The 14,678-nt window shown below is 40.6% G+C and carries 18 protein-coding genes and 1 rRNA gene; 7 read left to right on the plus strand and 12 right to left on the minus strand.

All coding sequences use genetic code 11. The features are described from left to right. Positions 1-70, minus strand: a 16S ribosomal RNA gene (locus G6554_RS16845); the annotation flags it as partial. A gap of 420 nt (positions 71-490) precedes the next feature. Here G6554_RS16845 and G6554_RS16850 point away from each other — a divergent pair. Next, positions 491-1,312 carry a YitT family protein gene (locus tag G6554_RS16850; RefSeq protein WP_166243931.1) on the plus strand — a complete coding sequence of 274 codons (822 nt, stop codon included), beginning with the start codon at positions 491-493 and terminating at the stop codon, positions 1,310-1,312. 70 nt (positions 1,313-1,382) lie between these two features. Beyond that, the gene (locus tag G6554_RS26075; RefSeq protein WP_278187283.1) at positions 1,383-1,517 is read left to right on the plus strand and encodes a hypothetical protein; all 135 of its coding nucleotides are present in this window, start codon (positions 1,383-1,385) and stop codon (positions 1,515-1,517) included. 57 nt (positions 1,518-1,574) lie between these two features. Here G6554_RS26075 and G6554_RS16855 read toward each other — a convergent pair whose 3' ends face one another. The 6 genes from G6554_RS16855 to G6554_RS16880 form a co-directional block, all read right to left on the minus strand. After that, positions 1,575-2,345 carry a class I SAM-dependent methyltransferase gene (locus G6554_RS16855; RefSeq protein ID WP_166243933.1) on the minus strand — a complete coding sequence of 257 codons (771 nt, stop codon included), beginning with the start codon at positions 2,343-2,345 and terminating at the stop codon, positions 1,575-1,577. Positions 2,346-2,453: 108 nt separating this feature from the next. Further along, on the minus strand, positions 2,454-3,206 hold the full coding sequence (locus G6554_RS16860; RefSeq protein ID WP_166243935.1) for an exodeoxyribonuclease III: 753 nt from the start codon (positions 3,204-3,206) through the stop codon (positions 2,454-2,456). A gap of 129 nt (positions 3,207-3,335) precedes the next feature. Next, entirely contained in the window at positions 3,336-4,121 is a 786-nt protein-coding gene (locus tag G6554_RS16865) for a divergent polysaccharide deacetylase family protein (RefSeq protein ID WP_166243937.1), read from the minus strand. 99 nt (positions 4,122-4,220) lie between these two features. Continuing rightward, positions 4,221-4,637, minus strand: coding sequence for a peptidylprolyl isomerase (locus G6554_RS16870; RefSeq protein WP_166244034.1), 417 nt, complete (start codon positions 4,635-4,637; stop codon positions 4,221-4,223). A 271-nt stretch (positions 4,638-4,908) separates the two neighbouring features. Beyond that, the gene (locus tag G6554_RS16875) at positions 4,909-5,352 is read right to left on the minus strand and encodes a CBO0543 family protein (protein WP_242637890.1); all 444 of its coding nucleotides are present in this window, start codon (positions 5,350-5,352) and stop codon (positions 4,909-4,911) included. Further along, the gene (locus G6554_RS16880; RefSeq protein WP_166243939.1) at positions 5,285-6,391 is read right to left on the minus strand and encodes a DUF2515 family protein; all 1,107 of its coding nucleotides are present in this window, start codon (positions 6,389-6,391) and stop codon (positions 5,285-5,287) included. The genes G6554_RS16875 and G6554_RS16880 overlap by 68 nt, the downstream gene beginning before the upstream one ends. Before the next feature lie 96 nt (positions 6,392-6,487). Between G6554_RS16880 and shc the strand changes: the two genes are divergently transcribed. Further along, a complete protein-coding gene (gene shc / locus G6554_RS16885; RefSeq protein WP_166244038.1) occupies positions 6,488-8,356 on the plus strand; it encodes a squalene--hopene cyclase in 1,869 nt (622 codons plus the stop codon). A gap of 187 nt (positions 8,357-8,543) precedes the next feature. Here shc and G6554_RS16890 read toward each other — a convergent pair whose 3' ends face one another. After that, positions 8,544-9,044, minus strand: coding sequence for a mismatch-specific DNA-glycosylase (locus tag G6554_RS16890; protein WP_166243941.1), 501 nt, complete (start codon positions 9,042-9,044; stop codon positions 8,544-8,546). 109 nt (positions 9,045-9,153) lie between these two features. On the opposite strand from G6554_RS16890, the gene G6554_RS16895 reads away from it, so the two are divergent. From G6554_RS16895 to G6554_RS16910, 4 genes are read left to right on the plus strand one after another with little or no spacing between them, the layout of a single operon-like run. Next, a complete protein-coding gene (locus G6554_RS16895) occupies positions 9,154-9,771 on the plus strand; it encodes a copper amine oxidase N-terminal domain-containing protein (protein ID WP_166243943.1) in 618 nt (205 codons plus the stop codon). 16 nt (positions 9,772-9,787) lie between these two features. Next, positions 9,788-10,036: a hypothetical protein gene (locus G6554_RS16900; RefSeq protein WP_166243945.1), complete on the plus strand. Its 249-nt coding sequence runs from the start codon at positions 9,788-9,790 to the stop codon at positions 10,034-10,036. Continuing rightward, positions 10,011-10,958, plus strand: a complete 948-nt coding sequence (locus tag G6554_RS16905) for an FAD:protein FMN transferase (protein ID WP_347564324.1) — start codon at positions 10,011-10,013, stop codon at positions 10,956-10,958. The genes G6554_RS16900 and G6554_RS16905 overlap by 26 nt, the downstream gene beginning before the upstream one ends. Continuing rightward, the gene (locus G6554_RS16910) at positions 10,951-11,514 is read left to right on the plus strand and encodes a ferric reductase-like transmembrane domain-containing protein (RefSeq protein ID WP_166243947.1); all 564 of its coding nucleotides are present in this window, start codon (positions 10,951-10,953) and stop codon (positions 11,512-11,514) included. Before G6554_RS16905 ends, G6554_RS16910 begins: the two co-directional genes overlap by 8 nt. Before the next feature lie 22 nt (positions 11,515-11,536). On the opposite strand, the gene G6554_RS16915 is transcribed toward G6554_RS16910, so the two are convergent. From G6554_RS16915 to G6554_RS16930, 4 genes are all read right to left on the minus strand, one after another. Then, on the minus strand, positions 11,537-12,775 hold the full coding sequence (locus G6554_RS16915; protein ID WP_166243949.1) for a sensor histidine kinase: 1,239 nt from the start codon (positions 12,773-12,775) through the stop codon (positions 11,537-11,539). Then, a complete protein-coding gene (locus G6554_RS16920) occupies positions 12,768-13,445 on the minus strand; it encodes a response regulator (RefSeq protein ID WP_166243950.1) in 678 nt (225 codons plus the stop codon). Before G6554_RS16920 ends, G6554_RS16915 begins: the two co-directional genes overlap by 8 nt. Before the next feature lie 90 nt (positions 13,446-13,535). Further along, positions 13,536-14,120: a YitT family protein gene (locus tag G6554_RS16925; RefSeq protein ID WP_166243952.1), complete on the minus strand. Its 585-nt coding sequence runs from the start codon at positions 14,118-14,120 to the stop codon at positions 13,536-13,538. A gap of 109 nt (positions 14,121-14,229) precedes the next feature. Beyond that, on the minus strand, positions 14,230-14,658 hold the full coding sequence (locus tag G6554_RS16930) for a cell wall hydrolase (RefSeq protein ID WP_166243953.1): 429 nt from the start codon (positions 14,656-14,658) through the stop codon (positions 14,230-14,232). Positions 14,659-14,678 lie beyond the last annotated feature (20 nt).

Genomic DNA, 14,678 nt, shown 5'->3' on the forward strand with positions numbered 1-14,678 from the left:
TCCGCTCGACTTGCATGTATTAGGCACGCCGCCAGCGTTCGTCCTGAGCCAGGATCAAACTCTCCAAGAAAGTTGATTAGCTCATTTGTTACGTTGGCATAGTTTCATATATATTGAAACTAAAAAAATTGTTTGTTGACGTTTTTGTTTGTTTAGTTTTCAAAGAACAAAACTGTATTTTATAATATTCTGTCTACTAATCTAGCAACATTTATTATAGTAACATAACATTTTTTCGATGTCAACTATATTGTTTAATTGTTTTAGTGAACTAAAACTAATATCTCAACAGCGACATTGACTATCATACTATCTTTTTATTCGTTCGTCAATCATGTAATTTAAAATCTTTATAAGCATTATAAACCTACCTTCCTTACCTTTTCTAAGCGTCACAAACATTTCGCTGGTCAATCTCTTTTTTTCCTTATACACTCTACATGGATACTTGACTTTTCAACCATCAATGGAACAATCGAGGTGCATGAAAGTGAAACAAACTGTTATACAAACTATTGCAGTAACTTTTTTTTCTATCGTTATGGCTTACGCACTCAATACCTTTCTTATTCCTCATCAAGTATTAACCGGAGGAATTGCCGGGGTAGCGATCATCTTACATAATTATTTACCTATAAATACCGGTTGGATCATCCTTGCTATTAATCTTCCATTATTTATCGTGGGTTATTATTATTTAGGGAAAAAATTTATGTTTTTAACCGTTTATTCTGTGATCCTCCTATCCGTTTCAATGAAGATTATTCCTGTCACCGCCTTTAACGATGACATTTTGCTATCAAGTGTGTTTGGCGGTGTTCTATTCGGATTGAGTGTTGGGGCAAATATCCGTGTGGGTGCATCAGCCGGAGGAGTGGATATTATTAGTTTAATTTTAGCCAAGAAAAAGGATATGTCTGTTGGCTTTATTATCACTTGCTTAAATTATTCAATTGTCCTAGTTTCCGCTCTCGTATTTGGGGTTGATAAGACACTTTATACTCTTTTTGCGATATTTGCTTCCGGAAAGGCCGTTGATACGGTTCATACGAACCACATGAAGTTAACAGTAACCATCGTGACAGAAAAATGGAGGGAAGTAAGTGAAGCCTTACTTCAATTGCATCCGCGTGGAATTACGATGACCGATGCCGAGGGGGTTTATTCCCATCACCCCAAAAAAGTTTTAACAACCGTTATAACAAAATATGAATTAGCGGAAACGAAAGAAACGATTAAGAAACATGACTCCGCGGCATTTGTCCATATTACAAGGGCAATAGAAGTAATGGGTAAATTTCGGAGAGATTAAAAGGTTTAGAACATTTTTTTCTAGGAAAAGCTACTGTAGTAAAACATTTTTGAAAGGAGTTGCTGCTACAGTGAGCATGTATTCACGGAAAAAAGAAGAGGATGATTTTGTTACTCCTTTGGAACAAGAGCAGGTAGATAATTCTAGTCAAAATGACAAAATAGCAGAGTTCGATGAATATGGGACTGCCCTAAACGATATTTAATAACCATAAAAAACAGATTGCCATATGAGAATCCCCTCAAATGGCAATCTGTTTTTTTTACCGTTTGATTGCTTTTAAAACAACAGCCTCTCCCTGAAAAGAATTCACTTGATCCGCCTCGAAAACAACTCTAAATTTATTTTTGATTTTCTCAGAGGCTCCTTTCATATATTCCGCTAATTTTTCCTTTTCGTCTTGTGATAGATTCATCCGATTACCCCATGGATCAAAACGGAAGGTCTTTTCGAAACGATGCCATTCAAAAATTTCAAAACCGGCTAGTTCTAGCATGCGAAGCCACTCACTTTTCTTCCAGGCGCGGAAATGACTATAATCCCGCCATTTTTCGATTGTATTATAAAATTGATCGAAATGATCTTCTTCTGGAACGACATTATCGTCGAGTAAAAATTGACCATCGGGTTTAAGAACACGATGTACTTCTTCAATGAACCTTTCTACATTAGGAAAATGATGCGGGGCAATCCTGCAGGTTACCATATCAAATGCTTCATTAGAAAATGGGAGATTCTCCGCATCCCCATGAACAAACTCAACATTTTGATGCCCGTTCCCTTTAATAAACTTTTCCGCAACAGCTAAAATTTCAGGTGTTAAATCAACAGCGGTTACCTTTTTTACATACGGTGCAAAGGCATTTGCAGTATGACCGCCACCGGTTGCAATATCCAGCAGCTTTTCTTCCCCATTAATCGAGGCCATTTCCAAGAGCTTCCCCAAGTCTTTTCCATCTTTATGAATGGTACTGGTTACATATGAATCAGCACTTTTTCCGAATTGCTTTTGTACATCCTTTTTAAAATCCATGTTTCATCCCCCCGAAATTCCTTTATACCATCATTGTATTGCACTAAGGTTATAAAGAAAATGACAGGTAATTTATGAATTTCAATAAGAAAAAGTTATCAAGCCAGTTTATTTAACTTCAAGCACGATCGGGCAATGGTCACTGCCCATCACATTGCAATGAATATCAGCAGATAGTAGGTTCTCACGTAATGCTTCAGACACGATAAAATAATCAATCCGCCAGCCGATATTCCGTTCACGGACCTTCATCATATAAGACCACCATGTATAGGCACCCTCTTGATTTGGATAAAAGTGGCGATAGCTATCCACAAATCCCGCAGAAAGTAAGTCTGTCATCTTTCCCCGTTCCTCATCTGTAAATCCAGAGTTCCCCACATTGGTTTTTGCATTCCTTAGGTCTATCTCTTGATGGGCAACATTTAAATCCCCGCAAAAAATAACAGGCTTTAGTTTATCTAATTCCTGCAAGTGTTCCAGAATTCGATTCTCCCATTCAAGTCGATAACCGATTCTAGCTAAATCTCTTTGTGAATTAGGGGTATAGACATTCACCAAAAAAAACTGGTCAAACTCTAAGGTAAGAATTCGGCCTTCCTCTTCACTCTCATCGGTTCCTACCCCATATCGAACAGAAAGCGGCTCCTTCTTGGTAAATACAGCCGTACCGGAGTAGCCCTTCTTTATCGCATAGTTCCAGTATTGGTGATATCCATCAAGCTCAAGACTAATTTGACCCTCTTGCAATTTTGTTTCCTGCACACAGAAGATATCTGCGTCAACATCCTGAAAATAATCTAAGAATCCTTTTTTCACACAAGCCCTAAGGCCATTTACATTCCAAGAAACTAGTTTCATTTTACTGCCTTCCCCCTTGCTCGTTACTATTTTTATATGTATGGATAGGAGACATTTTACCAGTTTGGGACTATAAGGGGAAGTAATCCGTTTAAATCATAAAATAAGACAGCCTTTACTGCCTTTTTCTCATAGAACCAGTTGTTTTTCAATCAATTTTTCAGCAAGTAGCTTTGAAACCGGGACAATTTTAATCTTTCGTTTTTGAAATTCATCCATTGATTGAAAAACGCCTACCGAACAAACCTTTCCAGTTACTCCTACATGACCAATGGCAATTCCTTGACCCATAAATTCTGCTATCCTTGCTAGTCTGGACATTTGTTTTCTGGTATATGCTGAGGAAGCGATGTCGTCTAAAAATACATCTCTTTTTAACAATGGGACTCCCATTTCCAATGCTAATTCGGGGAATTTACTTTCCGGACTTGTCCCACTATCAACGATATAAAGTCCCCTTTCCTTAGCCACCTCTACGATCACCCTGACGATTTTTTCATCATCAACTGCACGTGAGCCCATGTGATTATTAAGTCCAACAGCATAGGGAACACTTTTAATTGCCTCTTCTACTCGTTTCCTTACTTCTTTTGGAGGGAGATCAACAGTTATCGGCTTGGGCCCAAGCCATGACTTTTTGCCTTTTTTCGGTTCCATTGGTAAATGTATCATGACTTCGAAACCATTTTGATGTGCCCATTCAGCATGTGCTTTGGAATTCTGCGTAAAAGGCATAACTGCGGCTGTGATCGGAATATTTCCTTCTAAAAAATCCCGGACTCCTCCAGTACCGCCGCCAAAATCATCAATGATAATAGCGGCCTTCAGTTCTTTGGTTTCCTTTTTATCCTCCGCGGCATTTGTTTGGAGTGGTAATAATAAAAATGTGGAGAGGACTAGGGCAAACTTTTTCATATTTACCTCCAATAGTAAAGTGTGAAATTAACTTGCCCGTATTCATTTAGTTTGATTCTACACAAAGGGAGAGCTATTCATTAGCTCTCCCTGATTTTACTATTCTTCGTCAAATACCTTAACCTCGACCATTTTGTCGCCATTTCTCATTGCTTTTGCTGCTTCAAGTCCGGAAGTAACTTGACCAAAGACGGTATGAACACCGTTTAGGTGCGGTTGTGATTCGTGGACGATAAAGAACTGGCTTCCACCTGTGTCTTTACCCGCATGTGCCATTGATAATGCACCAGGGATATGTTTGTGTGGGTTCCCTTCCGTCTCACATTTGATTGTGTATCCAGGTCCACCAGTTCCACGGCCTTCAGGGCAGCCCCCTTGGCTTACAAAACCAGGAATAACACGGTGGAAGGTTAATCCATCGTAGAAACCTTTTTTAATCAATGTTTCAAAATTCTCTACAGTTCCCGGTGCTTCATTTGGAAATAAATCAAACTCAATTTTCTCGCCGTTCTCCATTAATATGTATCCTTTTTTCGCCACTTGAAAACACTCCTTTATGTAAAAATCATTTTTATCATACACTTTTCTCTAAAGAAAAGAAAGTTTAGACACCTCAAAAACTTCCTTTAACGAATCATATTCCCCGCATCATTGTGATATAATAGAGATACCCCTTCCGCACATTCGCTTGTTGCGGGACACTTAACCACTGTACGGACGGAAGGGGTCCTCTGTTGTCACTTTTGTGGCATCACGGAAGCCGGGGCTATTGCCCCGGCTTTTTGGTTTAACTATTTTGCTCCCCCCCCCTGTCAAAAAACAGTGTAATAATGGTTAAGAACAGCAAATACCCAAAAAATGTATACATATGATGCCACCTATCAGCATGGACAAACAACCCCAATACTTCTAATAATTTTTCAAAAATCGGCATCAACAAGCTGGCAAAAAGAATGATTCCCCCCTTCCCCCATTTATTTACCTGCGAAATAGCGCGTAAAAAGACCAGCACGAGTATCGGAAGGCCTATTAAGGTAAACGAAATATTGATCGAGAATATCTCAGGAAATGGCCTCTTCGGGAACTGGTAGAGTTCTTTACCGACAAAGTATAGATCTAAATAGGTTCCAAGCAAGGAAGCAAGCACGATACTTGCAAGATACTTAAAAGGTAATCGCTTTTTTTGCCAGGGTTGCAAGCTCGAGCCGTTCAAGTGTTTTACAGTATTCATATTTTATCTCCCCATCAATCATTTCATCGTCTTCTGTTAAATAATCGACAACTTGCCAATCTTCAAACCAATCCCCTTTTTCCGCTACATCCTGGCTAACATTTTTCCAGGCATTTTCGAGGGTTGGACTATAAATCTTTCGTGCTCCTTTCCTAAGCTGGCAGGTTTTTAAGCGAAGCTGATAGGGAAAACCAGGCATTCCTTCATTAACATTATTGAAGATATTCGGCCAGTAATCCTTTCTCGACCCCGTATGCGGCGTGCTTTTCGCCCACTCAAGCACCTGTTGGTGTATTTCCTTGTTTTTAAAAAGAATCGTATACAGTCGTTTTCCCAGTAAAATCCGCTCATGGAGTGATTCAAACTGGTGGAGTGTTTGTCCGCTAAGCTGGTTTTTCCCATATGGAAAAAGGATATGGTTAAAAGAAAGCCAGTCTTGGAGCATAAACTCAAATTTGTTTATGACCTCTTTTTGGTACTGTGGATTTTGTACCACTCGATTTTCGAGGTAGCTCTGTTCATTGATGACCATCGCAATGGTATGGATATAAGTGTCTTGATTTTGCCAAAACTGCTGCCAAATCGTTTCCATAAAGGTTGAAATATTTAAAGCAGTAAATAAGTGAAACAGTGGTTTTCGTTGCCGGATACTTTCCTCATAAAGCAAAAATTGCGGATAAACGTCTTGAAAAATAAGCCAGTTGCCACGCTCCAAAAAATGAAAAAATAAATTCCGATCTTTTTTTGTCATTAGTCTTGTAAGAAATTCACCCTTTAAATCAGTCATATTCCAGCCGCCGTTTCTTGATACCATATGCCCGAGAAAGGCCCATTGAATTTCCGAATGATGGAGGTAAAAGTCAAGATATGCCTTAGTTCTTGTTACATTGTTAAGATTATGTTCCCTTGTTTTGCTTCTAACCCTCTCAAGCAGCATTTCTTCACCTTTTGTTAATTGGATGGCTGATGGAGACTTTTTACTTTTTTTCTTTAGTTCTTCCGTTATACTTTGGAGCGGCGTTTTCACTCGATTTCGCATAAAAAAAATGGCACATTACCTCCCTTATGAATTCTCCTGCCCTAATGAGAATATGTATAGATGAGAATAGTTTATGGGAGAGGAATGAATGTGAATATGACTGCTGTGAAGGCTGGCATCGATTGGATCATAGGAATGCTTCGAAAAGATCAATCTCCCGACGGCTCATGGGACTATCCATTTGAAACAGGAATATCCACAGATGCCTATATGATCATTTTATTACGGACATTGGAAATAAATGATGAGGAATTAATTCAAGGACTGACGAAGAGGATTTTAAGCAGACAAGGGCAAAATGGTGCCTGGAAACTTTTTTATGATGAGGGAACCGGGAACCTGGCGGCAACAGTTGAGGCCTATTATGCGTTGTTATATTCGGGTTACTATCAGAAAGAAGATACCCCCATGCGGGCTGCAAAAAAATTTATCTTAGCAAATGGCGGTTTAGAGGAAGTTGGCATGTATACAAAGGTGATGCTTTCTTTAACCGGACAGTATAAATGGCCCTCTACTTCTCCGCTGCCTATTGAAGTCGTTCTCCTGCCATTACATTTTCCAATAAACTTTTATTCATTTTCAGTATTTGGCAGGGCCAATCTTGCCCCCATTATGATCATTGCCGATAAAAAATTTACGATGAAAACGGATCACAGTCCGGACCTGTCACATTTACACTTACATCGGAATGAGGTTGATCAATGGTCACGTTCCGACGAATACCGTTCGTTGTTTTCTTTTATCGAAGACGGGGTTACAAATTTACTAGGATTACCAGAACAGCTCCATAAGTTAGCCATTGATCGGGCCAAAAAGTATATGCTAGACCGGATTGAACCGGACGGAACATTCTATAGCTATTACAGCTGTACCTTTTTAATGATTTTTGCGCTTTTATCGCTCGGATATGAAAAAACGGATCCCGTTATAACAAAAGCTATTGAAGGGATAAAGTCGATGAAATGTGAAATTAAGGACTTACCCCATATGCAATATACAACAGCCAACCTGTGGAACACGGCGTTAATCGGCTTTGGTTTGCAAACAGCTGGGGTGGTACCTAATGATCCGATGGTTGTCAAGGCGAATCGCTACCTGCTCGAACGGCAGCATCATAAGTTTGGAGACTGGGTGATTCATAATCCGAAAACGATGCCAGGCGGATGGGGTTTCTCTGCTGTGAATACGATTCTCCCGGATGTGGATGACACGACCGCTGCGTTGAGGTCTATATCGAGGATCGCCCCCACTGAATTGCAAGCGTGGGAGCGCGCGATCACATGGGTTCTGTCGATGCAAAATGATGATGGCGGCTGGCCTGCCTTTGAAAGAAAGGCAAATTCTAAATTATTGCAGTTTCTTCCGATTGAAAAAGCAGAGTTTTTATTAGCTGATCCTTCCTGTGCCGATTTAACAGGCCGAACGCTCGAATTCTTCGGTCATTATACCAATTTATCGACTGAGCATACCGCCATAAAAAGAGGAATTCATTGGCTTTTGAAAGATCAGGAAAAGGACGGTTCCTGGTACGGGCGATGGGGAATCTGTTATATTTACGGGACCTGGGCAGCCATCACGGGGCTGTCGGCCGTTGGTGTTGCGGCGGATCACTCCTCTATCCAAAAAGCTGTTGATTGGTTGAGGAGGATTCAAAACAACGATGGAGGCTGGGGGGAATCTTGCCATAGTGATAGTAAAAAATCGTATGCTCCTCTGAAGGCAAGCACTTTAACACATACTGCCTGGGCCATTGATGCTCTGATTACCGTTTCAGAAAAACCGTCGCCGGAGATTGAAAAGGGGATTAACTATATAGCAGGAGCGCTTAAGAATGATGACTGGACGACTGATTATCCAAAGGGACAAGGGATGGCGGGTGGATTTTATATTCATTATCACGGCTATCGGTATATTTTCCCTTTGCTTGCTCTAGTACACTACCGTGAAAAATTTGAATCTAAATAAACATAAGGATGAAGGACTTATCTTTCATAAATTCCCCCGGTTTGTCCTTCATCCCCCTAATGAAGGACTTATCTTTCTTAAAATCCCCCGGTTTGTCCTTCATCACGCTTATGAAGGACTTATCTTTCTTAAACTCTCCCGGTTTGTCCTTCATCCTTTCGTGATTATTTAGGAAATAGCTATTTCCCTATATTAGCTCCCCCAACCGCGAATAGATCTCAACCATTTCCTGCAATTTCATCCGAACTAGCCCGCTTGATGACGGTGCGACAAAATCGATTACCCCTGGGACAACTGGCTCGTTCTGCTTCCCCCATGGAACCAGTTTGCGGCCGCTGTATTGCTGGTAGACACCCTTCCCCACGAAACAAACCACCTTAGGCTGATAGTGCTCGATTTTGTGCCTTAAAACCTCCCTCCCCTCCCTATACTCTTCCTTCGTAATTTCATCCGCTGCCTTCGTCGGTCTTGCCACAATATTAGTAAAACCATATCCAATTTCTAAAAGCTTCGTATCTTCAGCGGCCTCATATTTCCGCGGTGTTAACCCTGCTTCAAATAAAATCCGCCAAAAACGATTGTTTGGGTTGGCATAATGATGGCCCAGTTCACCCGAGCGGATGCTGGGATTAAAGCCAACAAACAAAATGGCTAAATCATTTTTTAAATGATCACTAATTGGTTCCATTAAAATTCTCCTTAAAACATTCTATTTTTTTATTTTACCCTAACGATTTCAGATTTTTTTCAGATTAGACGATTAAACTGCTTGTAAATGAACCAAGGAGGGATTTAATTTGAACAAATATTGGAAAAGGGTCATGATCATGCTTGGTATCGTGCTAACATTGTTATCTCTTGGTACAAATGCAATCGCTGATGATGGTCATGATGACGACGACGAAAAACATGAGTATTACCAAAAATTCAGTGAAGACGATGACGATGATGACGATGATTGGGAAGCACCCCAAAACCAAATCATCAACCAGCAGCAGACAGAATTTTGGAATATCTGGTCAAGGGAACCACAAAACAATCCAGATAACCCGTTGCCACTTGGGGAACCGGGCGAACTGACCGTCAGCTTGAACAATAACGAAACCACCATCTACGTTATTCCGCAAGAAGGCCAATTACTTGTTTCAGCCGAGAAGATAGCTGAAGTCTTGGGGGCGGAAAGTCAGCTCTATTCACAAAGTAAAATTTCCATACTAACGAAGGATGGGCTTGAATTAATTGTCAAAGCAGGATCAAATGCCGCATTTGAAAACAAGGTAAAAAACCCGATGCCCATTCAAGCAGCATTCTACGAAAAATCTGTTTATCTTCCTGTTTCCGTTGCGGCAAACGCCCTAGGTTATCGTGTTACATGGGATGGTAACAAGAAAGCAATAATTTTTCAATCTATCTAAAGGAGCGTGAATTAGAATGGCAAAGTCACAAAAACCAAAATGGGTAATTGGCCTAACAGGTACCGCCCTTACTGCGTTTGTCATCAGCCAAGTGGGTGCGCATGATCAGGCTCAGAACTCGCAGCCCTTAGAAACAACGATAACCAAATCCATGAGCAAACAGGAAAAAGAATTCGTACAACTGGATTGGTCGAATTATGACATTAATGGGATTCATTTTTCAAAAGGTGTTGAGCAAAGTGACCGAAAAACCCGAAGATCTTGATGGATTGGACACGCTATTGATCGCAGCCATGAATACAACTTTTTATTTTGCCGTTACTAGCTGTAAACTGTCAAATTGGAAAGAAGTCATGGAGGGGTGGGTTCGCCACGTTGAAAAAGAATGGTCACGTTTTCGAACTGGGAATGAACTGGGGCGATTAAACCAATTGAAAGTAGGAAGGACGATAACTTTGTCTCCGCCATTTATTGATATTATCCAACGAGCGGAGGAATATCGCCGGAAGACAAATGGCCTTTTTTCACCCTATTTACTACCACAAATGCAATTTCACGGCTATGAAAACTCCTTTCCTTTCGATACCAGCAGGCTCGTCGACAGTGAGATGCCGCCAGTTTATGAAAACGAGATCTCACCTTTTCAATTTAGTCCAAACACAAATTCAGTCACACGAATCACAGATGGTCTAGTCGATTTGGGTGGGATTGGAAAGGGATATACCGTTCAGGCCGCTGCCCAATGGTTAAGGCATGTTGGTGAGGCTTCAGCAGGGATGGTTGACGGGGGAGGTGATATTTCGGTATGGTCGGATGGCAGCAAGGAATGGACAATTGGTGTTTCTCATCCATACCACCAGGAAACGGAAATCGCCCAGCTCCGCTTGAAAAATGGAGGGATCGCTACCTCCAATGTGGTATATCGGAGCTGGAGCCAAGGAGATGAAAAGAAGCATCATATTATAGATGGAAGAACCGGTCTGCCCGCAGATAACCATTATATTCAGGCAACTGTTATTGCTGAAAATTGCCTTGATGCAGAGGTAGGCGCGAAACTGTGCTTGATTGAGAATGATTCAGATATTAAACACCAACTACGTAATCTAGATACCGCCTATTCCTTTCTGCTTGTCAATAATCAAGGAAAATTATTTGCTTTCGAAATGGAGGAACCTACCCATGAGTGATTTCTTTTCAGTTTGGACCTTAATTCGTGTGTCCGGTTTTTTAGCGTTTTATTTTATGACACTCTCGCTTGCAATCGGGCTGTTTAGTTCATTTTCAATCATGAAGAAAAAGAAAGCACGGTTCTTATCCTATCATCAGACAAGCGGCTGGTATGGGCTCTTAACTATTCTTTTTCATATCCTTTTAATCTGGCAGGATCAGTACGTTCCCTATTCCTTAAGGGAGCTATTCGTCCCTTTTATGGCAAAAAATGAACCATTGTTCTCCGGACTTGGAACCCTTTCGTTTTACTTATTTTTGATCGTAATTGGTTCCTCTGACTTTTTCATTAAAAAATTGGGAGTAAAAAAGTGGAAAAAGATTCACTTTGCTGTTATCCCTGCATGGATTTTTATGCTCGTTCACGGACTGGCAATTGGGACAGATTCATCAGAGCCTTGGGCATTATTGATTTACCTGTTATCCAGTTCCTTTATCCTCGTTCTGCTATTTATGAGGATAGTGGAGTCCATAATGCTTCACCAGCCCATAGGAAGAAATAACTCCCAAAAATAAAACGACAGCAACCGCTGCCGTTTTATTTGTTTACAGAGAAAATCACCGTAAGGATTGTTCCGCTTCCTATCGTGCTCTCTGCCTGAATGGTTCCACCATGGGCGTTAACAATCGTTTGAGCAATCGAAAGCCCCAGGCCCGAACCTCCCTTTCCCCTTGATAAATCCGCCCGATAAAAACGATCAAAAATATACGGTAGATCATTTCCTGCGATGCCGCAACCCGTGTCTTCTACGGCTAAGAATATTTTACAATTGATTGCCTTTAATGATAGGGTTACCTTTCCTTCCTTTGTGTAGCGAAAGGCATTATCTAGCAAAATATAAAGCAATTGCTGAATTTTCATCTCATCGCAGACTATATAAACATCCTTTTGAATCTTTTGATCAAATTGAATAGGATTAATCATTTTTCTTGAGAATCTAGTATAGACAGAGGCTGCTAACCTTGATAGATTGACTTCTTTCATTTCTAGCATCCATTCTTTTTTGTCACTCCTCGCTAACACGAGGAGATTGTTAATGAGATTGCTCATCAGCATTGCTTCTTTTTTAACATCCTCAAGGACTTCTTGTCCAAATATACTAAGACGGTCTTTTTCCTCTCGCATCAACAAATCCACTGAACTATAAAAAATACTGAGCGGCGTCCTCAATTCATGGGAGGCATCGGAAACAAACTTTTCTTGCTTAAGATAGGAATTTTTAATTGGTTTCATCGCTTGACCCGCAAAATAATAGCCAAGGAAAGCAAATAGCAGACTAAAGAACAAGGTTAGGATAAAAAGTGTCCAAGTAATATTTTGAATTAGGTGCTGTTCACTTGTGATATTCATGCCAATAACAACAAAGCCCCGTGAACCCCCATTACTCATGAGTGGTTTCTTCACAAGTAAGAGATGATTTTGTTTCCACTCAGTCCTCCATGTGAAGAACTCTCCTTTTGAAGAGATACCTTTTGCAACCCAACTTGAAAGGTCCCGGACTGTTTCCTCCCCGTATACAAGTTCATCCTGCTGATTAAATACAAAGTAGAATATTCTTCGATTCGGATCAAATTTCAGGCCATGATGATCCCTTTCATCAAGATCCTCGATAAAGTCCCATTTTTCTTTATTAAAATAAACTTGTAATTCATCTAGTTCCTTCTCATTGATTTCATGTGAAATCAATAGGTAAAGGACCCCGATAAAGAGGAGCAGTAAACAAAGGAGCGATAAGGTATAGAGCAGGGTTAACTTTGTTTTTAGTTGATTAAACATCGTAAGGTCTCACTTTATACCCGATTCCGCGCACATTTTGAATAAAGGAAGGTGCTCCAGGCTGGTCAATCTTTTTTCGTACCAATTTTACCAAAGCATCCAAGGCATTTTCCGATACTTCGGTATCATAGCCCCAAAGTCTTTCAAACAGCACTTCTCTTGTCATGACCTGATGATGATTTCGCATTAATATTTCAATGAACTGGTATTCCTTTTTCGTAAGTTCTATCAAGGAATCATTTCGTTTTAACTCATGAGTGTTTACATTGAGGGTAAATTCTCCGGCGGTTATCAACTCTTCGAGCGGTTTTTCTTTACGGCGGCCTATGGCCCGAATCCGTGCTAATAACTCTGTAAATTCGAAGGGTTTGACAATATAATCATCGGCCCCTGAATCAAGTCCTGAAATGATATCCTCATTGGCATCTTTAGCGGTGACAAATAATATTCCACTTTGAATTCCTTTTTCACGCAGCCGTTTACAAACCGAAAGCCCATTTTCTCCAGGCAGCATCCAGTCCAAAATAACCACGTCATATGTAAAGAAACGGGCATTGTCGTAAGCGTCCTTTCCATTTTGCACCCAATCCACCCGGTGAAACTCTCCTTGCAGTAAGTGGGTCACCAGCCTTCCGAGTTTAACATCGTCCTCAGCCAGTAATATGTTCACGTTCTCCCCCCCTTTTTTATAAAAATTCCTATTACTATTATCATAGCAAGCTTAACTGAAAAAGGAGTGAAAAAACGGTGAACATATCAGTTAGTCATGATATATTTCAATTTTATGAAAGGAAGTAATAATCGTAGCTAGCAGACCGACAATGGAAACTATTAGAAGTGAATATAATAGCCTTGGATCCTTCAGGAGCAAGATCCCGGTTAAGATGATGAATGCATCAATCACCACCATAATCACTCCCACATTCACCTTTGACCATTTTGCAAGTAATAAGGCAAGTAAATCCATGCCTCCGGGGCTTATATGATTTCGAAGCATGACACCAACCCCGATGCCAATCAACACAGCCCCAAAAATCACACTGCTGATAATCGGCAGTTGGACTATTCCATTTAATGGGAGTAGTAATTCGATCATCATTCCCGAAATAATCGCCCCAATCAACCCATTGAAAAAATAAACCGGATCTGATTTATAGGCAAACATGTATACTGGGATATTTAGCAGGATGAATGTTAAGCCTGCCTTAAAGCCCCATATGTAATTCAGAAGGAGGCTAATCCCAAATATTCCCCCATTGATTAAATGAAAGGGAAGGATAAAACCGTTAATGCCAACACCAATCATCGTGCTCCCAAATCCAATAATCGCTAATTTTCTCAACATCCCATCATTCCTTGTCCAAATTCTTTATTACTACGTATATGATAAAAGTCGGTGCTTCATTCGATAGGGAGGCATAAAAATAGGCCGCAAATGCAGCGACCTAAGAAAATTAAAAGGTATTAAAAACATTTGCGCATGTTTCGGCAGTTGGTTGATAAAAGCAGTGGCGTTTATGCCTCGCCACAAATGGCTGGTTATACCATGTTGCCGGACAATCGCCGGGTGGTTTGAAATACCATAAACTAAATTTCGCCGGCCAGAATCTTTGCCCATCAATTACTTTCCTTGCTAAACGCCTTTCTGATTCCCTGGGTCTTTGATAAAAGTATCCATGTGTTACTGCTTCAAAGGCATGTGGTTGATGAACCATTTGCGAAATGGTTCGCAATCCCTTAAAATCAGAACAGTTGGCGCGAATCCGATTTATTCCTACATTACCGACTAGAAGCATCCCCATTGTTCCTTCCCCTTCAGCTTCTGCCCTAAGTAATCGAGCCAACAGATCAACATCGGACTTCCTTGCCTTCACTACTGCCACTCATGTCACCTCCATACTTG

Source organism: Bacillus sp. MM2020_4, from assembly GCF_011250555.1.
Taxonomy (GTDB): domain Bacteria; phylum Bacillota; class Bacilli; order Bacillales; family Cytobacillaceae; genus Neobacillus.